An 18735-nucleotide genomic window follows, 5' to 3' on the forward strand; every position below is an offset into this window, starting at 1 on the left:
CCCGCTCAGATCCGACGCACCAGGACGTCGCTCACGACGATATTCCCCGAGAGCGGATGCGGCTGGGGAAGCTCGATGCGTTCGAAGTGGATATGCCCGGTGCGCGGGCGAGCGAGACTGGCCTCGTAGAGCACAGAGTGCAGCCAGATTGGATCCGGCAGCTCCGCGTACTCGGCATGCCCGCGCTTCCAGGCCAAGGCGGACAGGGGCTCACCGCTTTCCGGGACCTCGGCGATGAGGCGCCTGAGCGCAAGCTGATCAGGCCTGGGCTCGATCATGAGAACCTCCGGCCCCTGATCCGCCCGCGGCTTTAGGGTACCGACCTTTGGCTCGCGCTTGATGACGGACGGACTCGCCGGCAGCTTAGCGGCGACCTCAATCAGCGCCTCGGTAGTTGCCCCATCGATTAGGTCTGGATGGGCCTTGATCTGCAGCGGGGCTGCCCGAGTTGACCAGGAAGGCGGCTCGGTCAGCTCCTCGACATCGGGCGCCACATAGTCCGGATTGCGCCTGAGGAAGAGATTGAAGGCCCGCAGGCGCCGGCCGGCCGGCTCGACCTGGCGCAGGCGGTAGAGAAATTCCTTGAGGATCTCGGTGATGTCGAGGAGGGACTCGCGCCACTCGGGCAGACGTTCCCAGATCTGGTCGCGGAAGGCGGACATGAGCGAAGTCGCGGCGGGCTCGTCCTCGATACGCTCCATCAAGCCGCCGGTTTGCAGCGACTTGATCGCCTCGCCGATGCGCTCGGCCCGGCCGATGTACCAGGTGTTCTGGCGCTGTTTCTCCGCCAGGGTGCGCACGCTCGCGAAGCGCGTGTCGGCCAGCATCCGCAGGTATTGGAGAGCCTGTTCAATATGATCCGCCAGATCGAAGACGGCGTTGTTGAAGGCGTCCACGTAACCGTCCAGGTCCTCGGTCCGCCCCTCCAGATGCGCCTTGACCGCCTCGTCCACCAGCAGCGGGAGACGTGCCGCCAGATCGGCAATGTTGCCGCCCACCGCGGCGAACAGCTGTTCTTTCTGGAGGACCTCGTCGAGGTGCCGGGCGAGCGACGAGGCGAGCCGAAAGGCGTCCCGGGCGAGAGGCACCAGGGTGCGATGTCGGCGGAGCTCTTGGATGCCGCGCGGGGTCGCCGGCTCGCTCGAGGTATCGATCCAGGCCCCATGATAGGCGGCGGCGACCAGCTCCCGGTGTCGGTGCAGGACCTCGATATAGGCGATGACCAAGTCGTCGCTCCGGCTCACAAGAGGGTCTCCTGGTGCGTGTCCGCGTCGCTCTCCTCTGCGAGCTCGTCCGGGATGGACTGGTGGGACATGAGAAAGTCGACGACCTCTTGCAGGTACTCGATCTTGCCGGTGACCGCGTAGATCTGCCGCTCGGGGTTGGCGAGCACCAGATAGCCCTCGTCGCGCAGTTTCCTCAACAACCTGTCGAGCATCCCACGATGGGTGCCGTCACCGGTCGGCCCCTTGGCCAGTCCGGCCAGTGACTGCAGCTCGCCGCGCAGATTGGGGTTCTCGTCGATGGCCCCGATCAGCCGGTTGGCCTCGATCAGACTGCCAGGGGCCAGGAACTGATCCTGCCGCATGGCCTGCATCAGGTGCACGAAGAAGCCGACCAGGAGGCGGAGATGGTGCTTGATCTCGGCGAAACCATCGCGCATCGCTTTGCGTTCCGTCGGTCCGATGGTTTGGTAGGCCGCAAACCAAGCCCCACCCTGCCGAGTCCGTGCCAATCGACGACCGAGCTTGCCGAGGAAGGCGTCCACCTCATGACGTTGGTTCTCGTCCTCGAGGAAACGCCAGGCGTCCTGGTAGCGGACGTTGCAAATGAACTCGCCGGCGAGCAATAGGGTTAGGGTCTGCTCAAACATCGGTGTCCACCAGGTCACTGGTCGGTTCGACACTGTCGGTCGAGTCCGCTTGCTCGTCTGGTGCCAACGTCGGATCAAAAGTGTTCCCGTCCAACCCCACCACGCGCGCCTCCAGCAGTCGGCGTCCCTCCTCCACCGTGAACCGATGACGGAACAGGGCGAGCACATCGGCGTCCGGGTCCGGGAAGGCGGACACTAGGGTGATGGCGTTGCGCTTCAGGATGGTCAGGAGGGCCTCGATGTTTCCCAGATCGAGATCCTTCAGCTCATCGAGTGCCCAGACGACCTCGACCTTGGCCTGTCGGCGGATGCGATTGATGAAGGCAATGAAGATAACGCACAGAATCAGATAGGACAGCCCGTGCGAGGACACCCGCTCCAGGTCGGCGGCCTTGCGGAAGGTGCGGGCCTGGCCGTTTTCGACCACCTCGCCCTGGATGCGGATCAGACTCGGCAGGGCGGCACGGATGCCCTCGCGCACCTCCCAGTGCTCGAGTAAGGTGCGCAGGGTCGCGGCGAACTCGGGCGGCGGTAGGTCGTGTCCTTCAAGCCGGAGCCAGGCGCGATGGTCCTCGGCCATGGTCTCGATGGGCCCCCAGTATTCCAGCTCCCGGATGACGGATTTCACCTCCACGGTGACCCGCGAGACGCTCTCGAAACCCAGATTCTCATCCAGGCTTTGCTGCAGCTCCCGATTGAACTGCTGAGTCTTGCGGTGAAAGGCATCCATGTCGCGGTGGAAGGCGACGATGGCGCCGGCGATCTGATTGGCCTCCACCGCCAAGGTGCGACGATAGGCATCGTGTTCGCTGTCGAACCAGCTCTTGAAGATCGGGATCCAGGCGCGGGCCGAGGCATCGGGACCCAACGTGGCGCGGTGGCTTTCGTAGAACTGGTCCGGCGGGGTGTCGCGCCGGGCGCTGAAGGCGCGTTTGATCCCTTCCACCAGCGTTCCGATGGCCTGCAGTTGGGCGGCGGCTTGGGTCTGGTTGGCGTTGGCCTGGGCCGCGAGGGCCTCGAGGGACCAGCCGGGGTCGTAGGGCTCGGCCTGAACCTGCGGGTCGGGCGGGTAGGCGCGGAAGCCGTCCAGACGTTTGCGAATCGCAGCCAGCTCCCGCTCCAGCTGCTCGTGCTCGCGGTCTTGGTGGTGCAGGGCCGCGTCGTGCTCTGCCGTGCGTGCGCTCCAGCGCCGCTCCTCCGCCGTCAGATCCGCACGGGCCGCGGATTCCAGCGCACGGGCGGCCTGCGCGGCCCGGGCGTACTCGTCCCGGCGCGGCCAGTCGTTGCGCGCCCAGAGCTGCCACTGGCTGACCTCGGTGCGCGACTGGTCGATCCGCGCGATGTCCTTTTCCACTCCGGTGACCTCTTGCTCCAAGCGCGCTAAGGCTGCCGTGTCCACGCCAGCGGCACCGAGGGCACGGTCGCGCTCCAACTCGATGCCGTTGCGCTCCTCGCCCTGGCGCCGACGGCGCTCGACCTGCTCGCTGTCGTGGGCGGCGAGGGCCGTTTGGCGCTGGGTCTCAAGGGCTTCCCGGTCCTGCGCAAGCTGATCTTCGCGCGCCTGGATCGCTTCGCCGTTGCGATGATCCAGCTCCCGCAGCTCGGCCTGGAGTGCCTGCACCGCCTGCTCGACCTCGGCAAGCTGCGCCTTGGCCCGTCCTGCCGCCGCGGCGAGGCTGCGGTTGACCTGGTGTTGTGCCGCCTTGAGCTCCTCGCGGGCGGAGGCGAGTCGCGTCTCGGTCATCCGCAACTCGGCACCCGCCAGGGACAGGCGCTCGTCGGACTGCCGGCGCTCGCGCTCGCACTCGGCCAGGGCCCGCTCGGCCTGTGTTCTGAGGGCGTCAACCGCGGCCTGCTGGTCTTCGATGTCGGCGATTGCGCGGCGCAGACCCGCTTCGTCCGCCGCCAAATGGGCATCGACCTGGCCCAGATCGAGACCGACCCCATAGAGGGTCGGCAAGGTATCGATCAGCTCCGGATCCAGATCGGTGCGCACCAGCAGGTCCTCGCGCACGACCTTGGCGATATCGAAGACCCAGTCGGAGCGGTGAGAGCGCAGGAAGTGCAGGAGGGTGCTCTCCCCGGGACTCTGCTGGAGCAAACACGTCTGACGCCGCTGATCCAACTCGCCGCCCTGCTGCTGCAGACGTTGCAGATGCTTTTCGTGCTCTTGGTGACTCGCCTTCGCTTGGTCGAGGACCTCCCGGCCATCCCGGACAGCGCGATCGGCTGCCTGCCACTCACGTTCCAGGGTCTCGACGGCCGCCCGCTTGGCGTCACGGATCTCGACCAGCGCAGGGTCCGATTGAGGAGCGCGGGCCAACTGGCGATATTCGCCCTTGCGTTCGCGGGTCTCCTGTAGACGGGCGTCGAGAATCTGCCGCTCGGCAGCGTGGGTTGCGCGCAGGCCTGCGAGGTCGGTTCGCGCCTCAGTCTCCAGGGTCTTGAGACGGGGTTCGAACGCCTGGAACAAGGCGGTGCGTGCCTCGGACGTGGTCTTCTCCGCCTGGGTGTGGCGGCGGTCCAGATCGTTCAGCAGGCGCTCGTACTTGAACGAGATCTGCTCCTGCTCGCCGAGCAGGGCCTCCCGGCGTCGTTGCAGCCGACCGCGCAGATCGCGCAGCTCCGGCTCGCGCAGCAACAGCGCAGCCTTGGCGGGAAGGTCGCGGTTCAGCCAGTCGGCGTGCTGGCGATCCAGGGCGGTGGCCCGATCTTCCTGGTCTTTGGCTTCGAGCCCCGCGGTATCCCGGCGGTTGCGAATGCCCTCGGCGGTCCGGCGATGGTCCTGCTCTTCAGCCTGGGCCTCGGTCGCCCGGCGCGCACGCACCCGGCGGTTCTCGGCGGCGGCATCCTCCAGATGGGTCAGCAGACGCAGCACCCGCGCGTGGAGACGACCCAGCTCCGACTCCACCGCGACCAGCCGTGCCTCCCGCTCCAGCACTTCGTTCATGGGCCGCGCCTCGTCCATGGCCCCGGTATAGGCAAGGTAATGCTCCGGCCAGGAGGCGATCTTGCGTCGTTCGGTGGAAAGAGCGATCTCGGCATCGGTATCCGCGATGCAGGACACCACCATCCGCTGGAGGTCCTGGAAGTCGGTGCGGCGCAGGAACATGCCGCTGACAATCTTCTCGATGTGGGTGAGATGATGGCCGCTGCCCACGCAGGCATAGTCGGCAACCAGGGCACGTTGGCGCTGCCCGGCCTTCCCGCCGCCGGCTTTGCCCTGGATGATGGCGCGATACTCGCTGACGGAGGAGATCGCTTCGGTGTGGATCACGCCCTTGAGCTTGAAGTGCCGGCGCAAGTCGGGGACCTGAAGGATGTTGATGCCGTCCGGCAGCACGAAGAGGTCCGCCCGATAGGGCGAGCGTACAAACCGGTACCGCCGCTCCCCGCCCTGCTGACTGGCGTGCAGGATCACCATGCAGGGAACATCGCGACGCAGGTACTCGAAGCAGATGTAGGAGGTGAGTCGCGGCAGGTAGTAGCCGTTGAAGTCCAGACGGTTGGTCTCGGTACCGACGATGCGGGACGGATTCTCGCCGTAGAAGATGGGCACCAACTGGAGCAGCGTGGTCTTGCCCCGGCCGTTGCGGCCGGTGAGCACGGCGCCGCCAGTCAGCGGGAACTCCACGACCCGTCCGGGGCTGTAGGAGTCGATGAGGATGAGCCGCAGGAGCTGATAGTCCATCGAGATCATTAGGTGGATGAGCTTCGGGGACTACCGATTCGGGAGACCGCTCACCACACGCGGTCTTACGGGAGGTCTTACGGGAGGCAGCATTTCTTGTACTTCTTCCCGCTGCCACAGGGGCAGGGATCGTTGCGCCCGACCTTCTTATCGGGTTTGCGCAGGGTAGGCTGAGGGAAGTCGTACAGTTGGGTCAGATCCGGTCTGGGCGTGATGCGCTGTGTCCGTAGCCCTAGTTCGATTTCGACGTCTTCGATGTCGCCACAGGCAAAGAGGTCAACGTTCCCGCTACGGTAGAGACGTCGGAGCGTGTCAATCGAGCTTCGTGCCTCAAGATCAAGAAGCACAATGACCACGTTCCCGTTCAAGCCGGTGGCGCTTGGGTCGGGATCATCCAAATACTCGGTGAGTCGTGCGATGACCTGATTCTTTGCTGATGGATGGTGCCCGGCAAGCTGACCCAGGGCATCTGCCGCGAGCATCCGGACAAACTCTGAGCGGCTAGCGTCTTCCAAAAAATCGACCAGCGGGCCGATTGCATGCTCGCCGATCATCCCGAGTGCAGCGGGTATTTCCATCGACGCGTACTCGTCATCGTATAGGGTATCTAACAAATGAATGAGTGGATCGATGGCGCGGGAATCCCCGATCTGGCCAAGGGCACGCCAAGCGTGAAGCGGCACCCAAACTGCGTTGCTTTCTTGCGGAGCACCGTGCAGTAAAGGATCGACCGCCAGTTGAATTAAATCGTCAACGTCCGCCGACCCGATTCCGTACTGGCTGTATTCCGGCCATTCGACCTGGGGCCATTCGGGCTTACCCAGATCAAGAAGGTTGCGCAGGTTTTGCTTTCGTTCAAGCGTCATCTCTTCCTCAAACCTTCGTCGTGATCGCTCGTGTAGTGGGGTTAAACGTCCGAAAGGTGGCATCAATCACCTGGTGGTGATGGAGCCCCCCGGTGCCGTGCGGCCCAGGCCTCGGGGAACGCAACACGCACGGTGGGACGTTGATGTGCCACGCCCTGCCAGCATGGATGCGCCGGTACGTCACGCCCTACTGCCGCCTCCCCGCACCGCTCGCCGTCGTTCACCACCCACGCCCCGCGCCGTCGCACACGCCCTTCCAAATTGTTCCACCCAAACCCCTTCAACGCAATCGGCACCATGCTGGGCGTGCCGCCTGCTCATTCGACTGGGATGAGGCTCCCCTGCGAGTACGGCCACCTTCCCTAATGGTTTTCCCCCTTAAATCGTCAACTTTCATCAGGGAGAGCGGTGGGCCTACTTCGGGGTGCTTGAACACCAGCACCCGTCGGGAGAGTCTCTTGTTTGCGAAGACAAAGAGGCTGCGCCAGTGTGCCACGCCTGACTTGAAAGCCCCTCGTTTTTCGCCTTGTTGCTGGACATCGACGAGGCTGCCCGAGCGGAGGGTTGCCCCTCCTGTGGCAGCACGCTGCATCAGGCCGACGACCCCCGTAAACCCCGAGGCTGTCCGGAGTCATGGCGCGAGGCGTTTGCGACGCGTCGCAGCTTCTGCTGTGCGCAGTGTCGGCGACGCCTGACGCCGCGCTCGGTTCAGCGCAAGGATGAGGCATTGGTCCTCTTCAAGCGTTGCGAGCCCGCCCGTAAGGAGCGCGGCGAACGGTGCCCAAGCAACGGAGCGGCTAATCGGGGTGTCGGGCGCATCATCAGTGGACGTCATGGCTATCGAAGCTCCTTTTCAGCGTAGAGGACAATAACCTTAAGGATATTCTGGAGTCACGTGCTCGTGTCGGGCTGAAGTATAGTTTGCCCAGCGAGGCAAGAGTGAACCTGCCTGTCGTATGGCTCGGCAGGGAGATCGTTGCAGCCATCTATCCGGCATCCTGATGAGGTGTCGCTGTCGACCCTCGTGCTTTAATGGAGTGCGCGAGCCGTCTAGTCCTCATCACAACGGCAGTCTCAGGTGCAGTGGGCTGGTGGGTCGGCCAAGATCTCCGAACGGCAGGTCGTGCCAGCTGCGCCACCGTCTTCACCACTACTTGGATCCGGCTGTCATGGGCGGCAAGCCCTGCATCCGAGGTCTGCGGGTCACGGTCGGGACGGTGCTCAGACTCATGGCCGAGGGTGTCGGCAGAGAGCGCATCCTTGTCGCATATCCCTATCTCGAGCCCGAGGACCTGGATGCAGCGCTGGCCTATGCCGCCTGGCGTCTGGAAGAACGTGAAGAGGACATGACATGTGCATCCCTTACATAAAGCCCGGCGTATTTGTCCGGGTCGAGGCGTGCATCCATACAGTTCAGGATGGCGAAGTATCGTCCCGGTGGCATCGGCAAGTCGCCCTTTCCGAATTCCGCCGCATACAGGGCGTTGGTGTTCAAGACCTCTTCGAATGGACATGCAACTGAAATCTGCTGATGAAACGCATCTTGCTCGTACTGCTTGCCCTTCTTCTGGCCACTGGTCTTTACCACACATTCAAGCCACTGCCGCCCGGGATCAGCGTTGCGGCACCGCTGCGCCCGGTGCATGAGGTGGAGTTTCTGGCCGATCACACCTGGCTGGATGCCGCGGGCAAACGGCACACGCGACAGGCCATCTTCGATCGTGCGTTCGCGTTGATCCAGGGTGCAAACAGACTTCTGGTTGTGGACATGTTTCTGTTTAATGCCATGCAGGGGCAGATCACCGAAACACACCGGCCACTCTCTCAGGAGTTGACGGAGACCCTACTCCAGCGCATGCGCGACCGGCCGGAGCTCGCGGTGGTCATCATCACCGACCCCTTCAACAACCTCTACGGAGGGGTCAGGGCGCCGCACTTGGATGCCCTTGAGGCAGCGGGGGCGCATCTGGTCTACACCGCGCTCGGCCGACTGCGTGATCCCAACCCTGTTTGGTCGACGGTTTGGAGACTCTGCTGCCAGTGGCTCGGCAACAGCACTCCTGGCTGGCTCCCCAATCCGGTGGGCGAGGAGCCGGTCACGCTGCGGACTTATTTGGCATTGCTCAACCTCAAGGCCAATCACCGCAAAACAATCGTGGCGGATGACGGCGATGACTGGGTGGCACTGGTGACGTCGGCCAATCCCCATGATGCGAGCAGCGCCCATGTGAACACGGCGGTGGTCTTTCGTGGCCAAGCCGCATTGGATCTCCTGGAGGCCGAGACCGCCGTGATTCGCTTTTCCGCTGGAACGGTGCCATTCGAAATCCCGGCCGCTCAAGAGACGCCGGTGCAGAGTTCTCTTCAGGCACAGATCATCACCGAGAGTCGAATCCGCGTGGCGGCACTCGACACCATCGAAAGCGCGGGTCAGGGCGATCGGCTCGATATCGCCATGTTCTATTTCTCGCATGAGGGCCTGATCCAAGCGGTGAAGCAGGCCGCGGACCGAGGCGTCGCGGTCCGTATCCTGCTCGACCCCAACCGGGATGCCTTCGGCCGGGAGAAACGAGGCATTCCAAATCGCCAGACCGGGCGTCGTTTCCATGACGCCGGAATCCCAGTGCGTTGGTGTCAGACGAGCGGGGAGCAATGTCACGCCAAGCAGTTTGTTCTGGAGCGTGCCGATGGGCAAGCTGTACTCATCACCGGTTCGGCGAATTTCACCCGGCGAAATCTGGACGATTTCAATCTAGAGGCGAATGTCCTGTTCTCAGGTCCAGCGGACGATCCGTTCCTCCGCACGGCACGAACCTGGTTCGAGCAACGCTGGCACAACGAGCCGGATTGGCAGGTTTCCGATCCTTACGAGACCTGGGAGGATCGCTCCGTTTTGCGGTCTCTGCAGGCATGGCTCGGAGAGCATTTCGGCTGGTCCAGTTTCTAGTCGCTTGACTCAAGATTGCGGTCACATCAAGCGCTCACTGCGCCTGGACTGTCGCTGCGGTATAAAGACACTTTGGTTCAGCCTCAGGACGATTCCACCATGCCGTTCGATCGGATCCCAACCCACACCTCGCAACTGATCCTCGTGCTCTGCTGTCTGATGCTCGCCTCTGCCCTACCCGCTCTGGCGGATCGTGGTCCCGACCTGCCGGACTATCCGGCGGACCAGGTTGCCCCCGATCTCTATGTGATCCATGGACCGCTGGACTATCCGACGCCCGAGAACCAGGGCTTCATGAACAACCCAGCCTTCCTAGTCACGGAGACCGGCGTGATCGTCGTGGATCCCGGATCGAGTGTTCAGACGGGCGAGATGGTTCTGCGCCAGATCCGCAAGGTGACCGACAAGCCGCTGCTCGCAGTACTGAACACGCATGTGCACGGGGACCATTGGCTCGGCAATCAGGCGATGCTGGCCGCGGCACCACAGATCCCGATCTACGGGCATCCCGAGATGCTGAAGCTGGTCGCCGAGGGGGCCGGCGAAGAGTGGGTGCAACGGATGCTGAACGCGACCGAAGGAGCTAGCGAGGGGACGATCGCCATGGGCCCGACGCACGCGCTCGAGGGTGGCGAGACCCTCTCGATCGGGGGACTCACCTTCAAGACCCATCATGATCCCCATGTCCACAGCACCTCCGATCTGATGTTCGAGATCCCGGAGCTCGAGGTTCTGTTCCTGGGCGATAACGCGTGCAATGGACGCATTGTGCGCATGGATGACGGCTCCTTCAGCGGCAGTATCAACGCCTTGGATGCGGTCCAAGCCTCGGTCACGGCAAGCGTCCTGATTCCGGGACATGGGCAAACCGGCGGCTGGGAGATCGTCGATGCCTACCGCGCCTATCTGACTGGGGTTTACGAGGGCGTCGCCGCCTTGTACGAGAGCGGCAGCAGCGACTTCGAGATGCGTCCGCTCATCGCCGAGCAGCTTGCCCGCTTCAAGGATTGGCCGGGATTCGAGGAGGAATTGGGCCGGCATATCTCGCTTGCCTATCTGGAGGTCGAAGCGAACCTGTTCTAAGCGGATCGCGCCGCTCGACATGTCGCTCGATCGCTGCCGCTGCTGGTCCCGGTAGCGGAGATGGCGACTCAGGCACCACACAACCCTGACCGCTCCTAGGAGACCCCTCATGACCATGCTGCCCCTGCCCGCGCAAAAACAACTGACCACCATGCTCGGCCATCCAGTCGCCGAAAACCCCATTGACCGCATGTTCGACGCCGTGTTTGCCCACCATGGTCTCAACTGGCAGTTCTGGAAATGCGACATCGCCTCGGAAGCCAGCCTGGCCGCGGCAATCGCAGGGATCCGAGCATTGGGCTTTGCCGGGGCGTGCATCACCGTGCCCTACAAGGTGGCTGCCATCCCGTTTCTCGATGAGGTCGATGCGGATGTGCAAGCCATCGGCGCCGCCAACTTCATGACCATCGAGGCCGGTCGCCTGATCGGCCACAACAACGACGGCAAGGGTGTCGTGAAGGCCATCGAAAAGGTCACGCCGATCGCGGGCAAGCGCGTGGCCATGCTCGGCGCTGGCGGGGCGGGCCGAGCCATGGCCGTGGAACTGGCTTGGGCGGGGGCGTCCCACATGACCCTCATCACCCGGCGCCAAGTCCAAGGCGAAGAGGTTGCCGCCACCGTGACCAAAGCATCCGGCGTGCCCGCCGTCTGGCAACCCTGGGTCGGCGAGGCCAAGATCCCCGCGGGCACTCAGATCCTCATGAACGCCACCCATTTGGGCTGTGCGCCCGAGTTGGAATCCATCCCCCTCGATTGGGGCCAGATCACCCCGGACACCACAGTGGTGGATGTCATCACCAATCCGCGCATCACCCCGTTCCTGCAGACGGCTCAGGACAAAGGACTACCCATCGTCGACGGTGTCGAGATGCTGGTTCAACTGGCGATGCAGATCTTTTCCGCCTGGACGGGCATTGCTGCCGATGAAGCGGTGTTTCAGCGGGCAGTCGCCCAAGCCTTAGGCGAGAGCGCCTGACGCCGGGATCGCCGGGTGACGCCCATCCAGGGCGTCATTGCACGGGCGTCGAGTGAGCGTCTCGCGCGATGCAGGACAAGCTTCTGACACACGCGGATCTGATCCATCAGGTCCGCACCGAAATACTCCCCTTTCAAACGGATCCCGAACGGGTCGAGCCGGCGCCGGTCGCGTCCTCAGTCGAGCGCCTTGCTCAACTGCGACGCGGCAATCAGCAAGGGCGACCAAGAGGGACCGAACGGCGGCGCATAGGCCAAGTCCATGTCATAGATCTGCTCGACGGTCATGCCGGCGTGGATCGCTGCCGCAGCGGTGTCGATCTTGTGTGCCGCCGCCTCGGGGCCGACCATGCAGCAGCCAAGCACCTTGCGCGTTTTGCGCTCGCCCAGCAGCCAGACCGAGAGCTTGCCGCCGCCCGGATAGTAGCCGGCACGGGTCGCGCCGACAATCTCGGTGCTCGCGGTGTCGAGTCCAGCCGCGTCGGCTTCCTCGCTCGACAACCCGGTGCGGGCGACCTCGAGTCCGAAGAATTTGAACACGGCCGTGCCGAGCACCGGAGGTGCCGGTCGTTGATGGCCGAAGACGTTGTCGCCGGCGAGCTTGCCGGCACGATTGGCACGCAGCGCGAGCGGAAACCAGACCGACTCGCCCGTGATGGCGTGGATCGCGTCGGCGCAGTCGCCGGCCGCATAAATGTGCTCGTTGGAGGTTCGCAGGGATTCGTCCACCGCGATCGACCCCGCGGCGCCAAGCGCCAGTCCCGCCGCCGAGGCCAGCTCGGACTCGGGTCGCACGCCGGTCGCGACCAGCACCAAATCGGCCTCGAGCCGCGCATCGGAGGTCTCCACGGCGAGACCCGAACCGGTTCGCCCGATCGCCTCGACCCGCGTGCCGACCAGCATCTCGACCCCGTGCGCCTGCGCCTGCGCCACCACGCGCGCCCGCAGGGTCTCGGGCAGCCAGGGCAGGATCTCCGGCAGGGCCTCCACCACGGTCACCTCGGCGCCCATCTCTCGGAAATTCTCGGTTGCTTCGAGCCCGATGTAGCCGGCGCCGATGACCAGCACATGCTTGGGCGGATGTGCCGCCATCGCCGCCTTGATGGTCCGTCCATCGTCGATGGTTTTGAGCGGATAGGCGCCCTGCCCCCAAAGCGTGTCGAGCCCCTCGATCGGCGGTGCCCAGACCCGCGCACCAGTGCAGAGGATCAGTTTGTCGTAGTCGAGCACGAAATCGCCCTCGGCGTTGCGACCGCCGACCTGACGTCGGCTCGGGTCGATCCTCAGCACCTCGTGGCCGAGGCGCACGTCGATGTTGCGCTCCTCGCGAAAGCGCTGCGCGGAGATGACGAGCAGATCGTCCATATCCGTGTCCGGGGGGAGCTTGTAGGGCAGTCCGCAAGCGCCGTAGGAGACGTCCTGCGTCTTCTCGAGAACCAGGATCTCGGCGTCTGGTCGTGCCCGCCTGGCCTGACTTGCCGCGCTCATGCCCGCGGCCACGCCGCCGATGATCACCACTCTCATAGTCGCTCCTCGCGCCGGATCGCTTTTGGACGGTTGCCGCACCGATGGTAGCCGCGGGGTATACCACCGACAAGTTCATGGCCACCGGTCGCGCAACCGATGAGGCAAACTGGCGTGCGATGGGGGCGGCGAGGTTGCAGGATCGGCGCGCGAGAGAGGCCAGCACGCAAGCACAGGGCATCAACACCTGATCGGCGCATAGAGCTTGTGACCGGCGATGCTGGAGTGACCGACCTGGGCTGTTTGCAACCGTCTGTGACCGCTCGGCTCAGGGTCGCGCATCCGGCGGCTGATCCTCCCAGCGCCGCCGATTGATCGCATAATCGGTCACCTGTCCGATGAAGGGCAACAGCAGCATCCCGTCGAGTCGATCGACCCGGCGCGGATCGCGATGGTCGCGGATCCCGATCGTCATCCCCTCGTGACCGGCCCGCGGCTGATCACGGTAGGTGCCGAGCAGACGATCCCACCAGGACAGGTTGAAGCCGAAGTTGGAGTTGGTCTCGTCGTCTTCGATTGAGTGATGCACGCGGTGCATGTCCGGCGTAACGACGAACCAGCGCAAGACGCGGTCAACCTCGAGTGGAAGTCGTACATTAGCATGGTTGAACATGGCCATGCCGTTGAGGATGACCTCGAAGAGGATAACGGCGACGACCGGCGGGCCGAGCGCGGCGATAGCCGCGAACTTGATCAGCATCGACAGCATGATCTCGATCGGGTGAAAGCGCGCCCCCGTGGTCAGATCGTAGTCCAGGTCAGCATGATGGACACGATGCAGCCGCCACAGCGCGGGTACGGCATGGAACAGGACGTGCTGGATCCAGACGACGAAGTCGAGTACGACGACGGCGATGAGCACCGCGAGCCAGCCCGGCACATCGATCGCGTTGAGCAGCCCCCACCCCTGTGCACTCGTGAACAGCGCCATCCCGACCGCGGCGGCCGGAAACAGGATGCGCAGCACCACCGTATTCAACACGACCAGCCCGAGGTTGCTGGTCCAGCGTTGCAGTCGGGTCAAGGTGCGCGAACGTCGCGGCGAGCGAACCTCCCAGATCGCCATTAGCGCGAAGATGCCGAAGAAAAACGCGAGGCGAATCGTCGCCTCGTGGGACTGGATTAGACTGTCCAAGGGGTCTACCTCCGACTGCCGAAATGGCTAAGTGGAGATGACCTTGGCAGATCGGATGTTTTCTATCAACCGATACGTTGAATGTATCTCCATTCGGATTTGGCGGTCTTCTCACACGATGCGGTTTCGAACCAGGATATGCGGTCTCAATCGCTTGATGTGGTCGTCGTTGCAGCAAACGGCTCCGACCTGCACCATGCCATATGCCGCGACTCCAAATGCACATTGACCTCGACGCTTTCTACGCCGCTGTCGAGCAACGCGATCACCCCGCCTGGCGCGGACGACCGCTCGTCGTCGGCGCCGCGCCCGGTCGCCGCGGCGTGGTCGCCACCTGCTCCTACGAGGCAAGCCGCTTTGGCGTGCACTCGGCCATGCCGATCAGCGAGGCGGTCCGCCTTCTGCCAGCGGAGACGGTCTATGTGCGTCCGGATATGGTGCGCTATGGCAAGGTATCACGGGAGATCATGCGGCTGCTCGGCACCCTCGCCCCAGTTGTTGAGCCAGTCTCGATCGATGAAGCCTACCTTGATGTCTCGGGGTTGTAACGGCTGGTCGGACCGCGCGAGGTCGTCTCCCGGCATGCGAAGGCGGCTATCCGCGATGCGGTCGGGCTGACCGCCTCAGTGGGCATCGGTCCGAACCGCCTGATCGCCAAGCTGGCCTCGGACGCCCGCAAGCCGGATGGACCCCTAGTCGTGCGCCCGGAGGACGTCCGCACCTTCCTGGATCCGCTGCCGCGGACCGCTCTGCGAGGCGTCGGCGCCGTAACGGTACGACGACTCGAACAGGCCGGCTTACGGACTGTCGGTGACGTCCGTGCTCGGCCGCTCCAGGATCTACGCCGACTTCTAGGCGCACGGACCGGGACAGAAGTGCACCTACAGTCGAACGGGATCGCCGCCGACCGCGGTCTACCCCACCACCGAACGTCAGTCGATCTCCAAAGAGACAGCCTTCGTCGAGGATCTCATGGATGCCAGGGTCGATCCGAGTGGTTCGTGGTCTCGCGTCGCCCCTGCCCAGGGGGTGGCCAAATGGGCGTGGAATACGCAACCTCCGCTGCAATCTCGTGGACAGTTTCACCGAATCCCGTTCCAGCAGTTCGAACTAGGCACCGGGTGTCAGAGTCTTGTCGCGGTGGCTGATCTTTCCGCTGGCTCTCGATCCTCACGACCCTCCCTTCGATCGCCTGGCGCAAGACGTCGCGCGATTCCGGCCCAACCGGCTGATTCATTTTGGGCGCGTCGATCCCCATCAGTCGCACCCGATGGGTATCGCCTTGCGCATCGATCACCTCGATCGTGTCCCCATCCAGCACCCGCACCACGTCGCCAGTGAAACTTCCTCCCCCTCCCTACGCCGGCATCCACGCCAAGAGCGCGAGCACAACCACCCAACGTCGCACACAATATGACATCTCAACAATCCCCTCTGGGTTCGCGTATCAACCTCATGATTCGCCAAGCTGTGCAGCAGAGTGTCACCCCGCCACGGCAATCCTGGCCCGTGGGTGGCCACTTCTGGCCACTGGGTGGCCACCTCTGGCCACTGGGTGGCCACCTCTGGCCACTGGGTGGCCAGGATCCAACCTCGTCCCGGGCCATCCAAGACCTCGAATGCCGATCCCAAATCGACCTTGATGAGCCGGTTTGCTCAGGTCCATCCCCCAGTGGGGTGGTCCCATCGCTCGTCCTGTCCGCGCTGATGTCGGGGCCTGGCGATGACACCCTGCGGCACATCCGCGCCCGACCGGATCCACCTGCACCCGAGCATCCCCGACGCCAGACCGGCGTGGGCGTGACCGTCCGCATCCCTGCGTCCGCCGTTCTTGGGTCCCGCCGAGTGCGCGCGTGGAGTGCCGGGCAGCCGCCCAGCGCGGCCACCTGTCTCCAGACCGCAACGACGCGACTTGAGCACCCGTGCAACGGCCTGCACACCGCTCACCATAGTAAAATCTGCACACGCCACACCATAGTAACCAATATATGGATTTGCGCCATGTACGCCACAGCAAAACTCGCGCACGCATCCCGCGGTCAGACACGCGGGCGTCAGACCCGCACTCCGAGAGGCGTGCGCGGCGTGTCGTGCCGGTTGGTCTGGGTGTGGTCTGCGCGGCGCCCAGTGAGCGCGTGTGGGGCCGCGTGGGGCATCCTCCAGGTCCAGGGCGGCTGGCGGGCGCGCGGGACCGGGGCTCGCGCGCCCGGGTGGGGTGTGTTGCGGACGTGCGGTGAACGCACGGAAGACATGGCGGTCACGGGGTGTCCGCACGGTCGCTCACCGCGCCCAGACCGGTCTGGGCCGCACGGAGTCGAGACCCCTCATCCGAGGCGCCCGCATCCGTCTCGGCGAGGCGTTTCGACGGGTCAGCGGGAGTGTGTCGGCCACATGCGCAATGGATGCCCCGAAACCACCCGGATGGACAGACGATGAGACACCGGCCCCGGCGCACCGCCCGGCGGCCTCGACAGTGATGCCGTCAGCGCACGCAGCGTTTCTCGCGAGCGCACACATAACGACAGAATTGCGCATCCGCCTTATCGATCATGCGCACCCTGTTGTGAAGATGTCTTGCACTCGGATCGCTCCCGCGCGCATAATCCCACTCAAGCTGTAAACAGCGCCGCGCATCATCTGGTGCGCTATCCCCCGGATGAGGTCCGGACACCGACCTGATGAAGAGGGTGTTGAGACTGCGACTGGACTTGCCCAGGAACGACAGGTGCGTGGTTTGAGTGTTGCGTGATGCTCGCGCATGCACGATTGAATCAGGCCGCCGGTCACAATCTTTTCGCTTGACTATCCAGCCGACATGCCGGAATCGGCGTAGTGTTGACGTCACGTGCAGATCCGCTCCTCACGCACGCATGCCCTACTGATCCGCTGCACGCTCATCCGCCAGACCGTCTACCCTAAAAGACACCCATCTTTGTTATCCGGGCTGCCTGGTGCCGGTTCTGCTGTTTCGCTCGAGCCTCGTTCTTGCTCTCCTCTCCCTGCTGTTCCTGTCACTCGCCCATGCCGATCGCCTCTCGGGCCAGGTGGTGAAGGTTCTGGATGGCGATACCGTCGAGATCCTTGATACCAATCGGCGCACTCATCGCGTGCGTCTCGCGGGGATCGCCCGGATCTCCTCGACACGATCGTCACCCACAAGCTCCCCGACCTTGCGTGGCAAGCCGTGCTCTTGCACTCAGAAACGGCTGATCTGGACTCATCGGTCCCGCGTCGCAGTCCCTTGAGCGTTCGACGACTACCAACGCAACACCCAGGGTCCGAGGACGGCACCGAGGGTGCCCGCCAGACCAATACCGAGACTGTACCAAACGGCGACGAAGGCCGGTGACAGCTCGGTACAGGCGAGGCTGTAGCCGAGTGCACCCAGCGCGCCGGCCAGCAGCCCAGCCGCCAGCCCGGCGGCCCGCGGTCGTGTGGGCGCCAACCCGCGCAAGGCCCAGAGTGCGCCCGCCAGGGCCGGCAGCGACAGGGCGAGCACGTTGACGGGGCAGCGTGACCAGGAATGGCCAAGGACCAACGCCAGGCGCTCCCCCGCCGGATTGGCGAGCAGCGTGACCGTGGCGAGCAGACCCATCATACCCAATACCAGCAGCAGAGCACGCAGCGGCGCACGGGTGCGCGGCACCGGCCGGCCCAGCCGCGCGGCGAGCCAGGCCGCCGCCGCCGCCAAACCACCGGCATAGGCAAACTTGATCCAGGGCGCCGGGGTCGCGAAGAGCTCGGCCGGAATCGGGCCGAAGACGGCCAACGCGCCGGCCGCGCTCGCGCCGACGCCCAGTACCATGATCGGCAGCAACCGGCGCGCCTCGACCCAACGCGGGGCCGGTCCAGCGCCGGTGGCCAGGAGGTCGATCAAGTCGTTGGTCTTCATGCTGTCGTCCTCACCCGGTCTGGCGCACCAATTCGGCCAGCCGTTTGATGCCTCGGTGAACCTGTACCTTCAGGGCCGAGGCGGAGACGCCGGTGCGTCGTGACGCCTCCGCGATGGACAGCCCTTCCAGCTTGATCAGGGCAATCGCTTGGTGCTGTGCCGGCGGCAACTCGGCCAGCAGCGTCGTCAAATCTCGCTGCGCCGTCGGCTCCTCATGCACCGCGGGCTGATCGCGCTCCGCCAGTTTATCAAGCGGCTCGTGCAAGGCCTCGCGGCGACCACGGCGTCGCCACAGATCGATCAACTTGTGGCGTGCGATGGCTAGCGCCCAGCGGCTGACGGGGACGGCCGCGTCATAGGTGCCGCGTTGCAGATGGATCGCGAGCAGGGTCTCCTGCACCAGGTCCTCCAATTCGTCAGGCAGCGATTGCATCCGCCGCCGCAAGAATCCCCGCAGCCGCTCGGCGATGCACGTCAGGGCTTGCCGATAGGCGACCTCGTCACCGGCCTGGGCGCGGAGCCACAAGGGATGCAGTTTGGCCTCGAAATCGTCCGCGGGCGGGCTGGGTATCGTCATCGCACCGGCCTCCATCACAAGTCAGTCGTTGCCGGGGCATCAAAGGTTACAGAGCGCCGCAGGTCGACCCTGCGAGAAAAAGAAATCTCTCGGCTGTAACCAAAAGCGGCATCCGGGCGACTGGATCATCGAGGGCGCAACGTCGCGGCCTGCCGGCCAAGCCGCTTCGATC

13 protein-coding genes and 1 pseudogene are annotated in these 18735 nt (G+C 64.4%); 6 read left to right on the forward strand and 8 right to left on the reverse strand.

Features of this window, described 5'->3' with window-relative positions:
* Nucleotides 1-5: 5 nt before the first annotated feature.
* The 4 genes from CKO25_RS14445 to CKO25_RS14460 all read right to left on the reverse strand — a co-directional run bounded on the left by CKO25_RS14445 (nt 6) and on the right by CKO25_RS14460 (nt 6430).
* Nucleotides 6-1244: a hypothetical protein gene (locus CKO25_RS14445; RefSeq protein ID WP_200388654.1), complete on the reverse strand. Its 1239-nt coding sequence runs from the start codon at nt 1242-1244 to the stop codon at nt 6-8.
* Nucleotides 1241-1873 (reverse strand): condensin complex protein MksE, encoded by a 633-nt coding sequence (locus CKO25_RS14450; RefSeq protein ID WP_200388655.1) that lies wholly within the window; start codon nt 1871-1873, stop codon nt 1241-1243. The genes CKO25_RS14445 and CKO25_RS14450 overlap by 4 nt, the downstream gene beginning before the upstream one ends.
* Nucleotides 1866-5564: an ATP-binding protein gene (locus tag CKO25_RS14455; protein ID WP_200388656.1), complete on the reverse strand. Its 3699-nt coding sequence runs from the start codon at nt 5562-5564 to the stop codon at nt 1866-1868. Before CKO25_RS14455 ends, CKO25_RS14450 begins: the two co-directional genes overlap by 8 nt.
* 77 nt (nt 5565-5641) lie before the next feature.
* On the reverse strand, nt 5642-6430 hold the full coding sequence (locus CKO25_RS14460; protein ID WP_200388657.1) for a HEAT repeat domain-containing protein: 789 nt from the start codon (nt 6428-6430) through the stop codon (nt 5642-5644).
* A gap of 1169 nt (nt 6431-7599) precedes the next feature.
* Here CKO25_RS14460 and CKO25_RS14465 point away from each other — a divergent pair.
* The 4 genes from CKO25_RS14465 (at nt 7600) to CKO25_RS14480 (ending at nt 11436) form a co-directional block, all read left to right on the forward strand.
* Nucleotides 7600-7800, forward strand: a complete 201-nt coding sequence (locus CKO25_RS14465) for a DUF433 domain-containing protein (RefSeq protein WP_200388658.1) — start codon at nt 7600-7602, stop codon at nt 7798-7800.
* 161 nt (nt 7801-7961) lie between these two features.
* Complete coding sequence (locus CKO25_RS14470; protein ID WP_200388659.1) at nt 7962-9377, forward strand: phospholipase D-like domain-containing protein; 1416 nt, start codon at nt 7962-7964, stop codon at nt 9375-9377.
* 99 nt (nt 9378-9476) lie between these two features.
* Nucleotides 9477-10460 carry an MBL fold metallo-hydrolase gene (locus CKO25_RS14475; RefSeq protein WP_200388660.1) on the forward strand — a complete coding sequence of 328 codons (984 nt, stop codon included), beginning with the start codon at nt 9477-9479 and terminating at the stop codon, nt 10458-10460.
* A gap of 109 nt (nt 10461-10569) precedes the next feature.
* Entirely contained in the window at nt 10570-11436 is an 867-nt protein-coding gene (locus CKO25_RS14480) for a shikimate dehydrogenase family protein (RefSeq protein WP_200388661.1), read from the forward strand.
* Between the two features lie 176 nt (nt 11437-11612).
* Here the strand turns inward: CKO25_RS14480 and CKO25_RS14485 are convergent, their stop codons facing one another.
* Both CKO25_RS14485 and CKO25_RS14490 read right to left on the reverse strand, forming a co-directional pair.
* Nucleotides 11613-12959 carry an FAD-dependent oxidoreductase gene (locus tag CKO25_RS14485; protein WP_200388662.1) on the reverse strand — a complete coding sequence of 449 codons (1347 nt, stop codon included), beginning with the start codon at nt 12957-12959 and terminating at the stop codon, nt 11613-11615.
* Between the two features lie 268 nt (nt 12960-13227).
* Nucleotides 13228-14025: a sterol desaturase family protein gene (locus CKO25_RS14490; protein ID WP_200388704.1), complete on the reverse strand. Its 798-nt coding sequence runs from the start codon at nt 14023-14025 to the stop codon at nt 13228-13230.
* A 287-nt stretch (nt 14026-14312) separates the two neighbouring features.
* On the opposite strand from CKO25_RS14490, the pseudogene CKO25_RS21980 reads away from it, so the two are divergent.
* Together CKO25_RS21980 and CKO25_RS21985 are read left to right on the forward strand one after the other, a co-directional pair.
* A pseudogene (locus tag CKO25_RS21980) lies at nt 14313-14705 on the forward strand (Y-family DNA polymerase); the annotation flags it as partial.
* 87 nt (nt 14706-14792) lie between these two features.
* Complete coding sequence (locus CKO25_RS21985; protein ID WP_371829720.1) at nt 14793-15242, forward strand: DNA polymerase thumb domain-containing protein; 450 nt, start codon at nt 14793-14795, stop codon at nt 15240-15242.
* Nucleotides 15243-17350: 2108 nt separating this feature from the next.
* On the opposite strand, the gene CKO25_RS14500 is transcribed toward CKO25_RS21985, so the two are convergent.
* Nucleotides 17351-17986, reverse strand: a complete 636-nt coding sequence (locus tag CKO25_RS14500) for a DUF1109 domain-containing protein (RefSeq protein ID WP_200388663.1) — start codon at nt 17984-17986, stop codon at nt 17351-17353.
* A 10-nt stretch (nt 17987-17996) separates the two neighbouring features.
* Nucleotides 17997-18563 carry a sigma-70 family RNA polymerase sigma factor gene (locus tag CKO25_RS14505; protein WP_200388664.1) on the reverse strand — a complete coding sequence of 189 codons (567 nt, stop codon included), beginning with the start codon at nt 18561-18563 and terminating at the stop codon, nt 17997-17999.
* Between the last annotated feature and the right edge of the window lie 172 nt (nt 18564-18735).

The sequence above is a fragment of the Thiocapsa imhoffii genome (assembly GCF_016583985.1).
Classification (GTDB): domain Bacteria; phylum Pseudomonadota; class Gammaproteobacteria; order Chromatiales; family Chromatiaceae; genus Thiocapsa; species Thiocapsa imhoffii.

Bases quoted from the DNA above. Each gene is read 5' to 3' on its own strand.
- CKO25_RS14455 (WP_200388656.1), bottom strand. From the start codon at position 5,564: ATGGACTATCAGCTCCTGCGGCTCATCCTCATCGACTCCTACAGCCCC.
- CKO25_RS14460 (WP_200388657.1), bottom strand. From the start codon at position 6,430: ATGACGCTTGAACGAAAGCAAAACCTGCGCAACCTTCTTGATCTGGGT.
- CKO25_RS14470 (WP_200388659.1), top strand. From the start codon at position 7,962: ATGAAACGCATCTTGCTCGTACTGCTTGCCCTTCTTCTGGCCACTGGT.
- CKO25_RS14505 (WP_200388664.1), bottom strand. From the start codon at position 18,563: ATGACGATACCCAGCCCGCCCGCGGACGATTTCGAGGCCAAACTGCAT.
- CKO25_RS14480 (WP_200388661.1), top strand. From the start codon at position 10,570: ATGACCATGCTGCCCCTGCCCGCGCAAAAACAACTGACCACCATGCTC.
- CKO25_RS14485 (WP_200388662.1), bottom strand. From the start codon at position 12,959: ATGAGAGTGGTGATCATCGGCGGCGTGGCCGCGGGCATGAGCGCGGCA.
- CKO25_RS14450 (WP_200388655.1), bottom strand. From the start codon at position 1,873: ATGTTTGAGCAGACCCTAACCCTATTGCTCGCCGGCGAGTTCATTTGC.
- CKO25_RS14490 (WP_200388704.1), bottom strand. From the start codon at position 14,025: ATGGCGATCTGGGAGGTTCGCTCGCCGCGACGTTCGCGCACCTTGACC.
- CKO25_RS14500 (WP_200388663.1), bottom strand. From the start codon at position 17,986: ATGAAGACCAACGACTTGATCGACCTCCTGGCCACCGGCGCTGGACCG.
- CKO25_RS14465 (WP_200388658.1), top strand. From the start codon at position 7,600: ATGGGCGGCAAGCCCTGCATCCGAGGTCTGCGGGTCACGGTCGGGACG.
- CKO25_RS14475 (WP_200388660.1), top strand. From the start codon at position 9,477: ATGCCGTTCGATCGGATCCCAACCCACACCTCGCAACTGATCCTCGTG.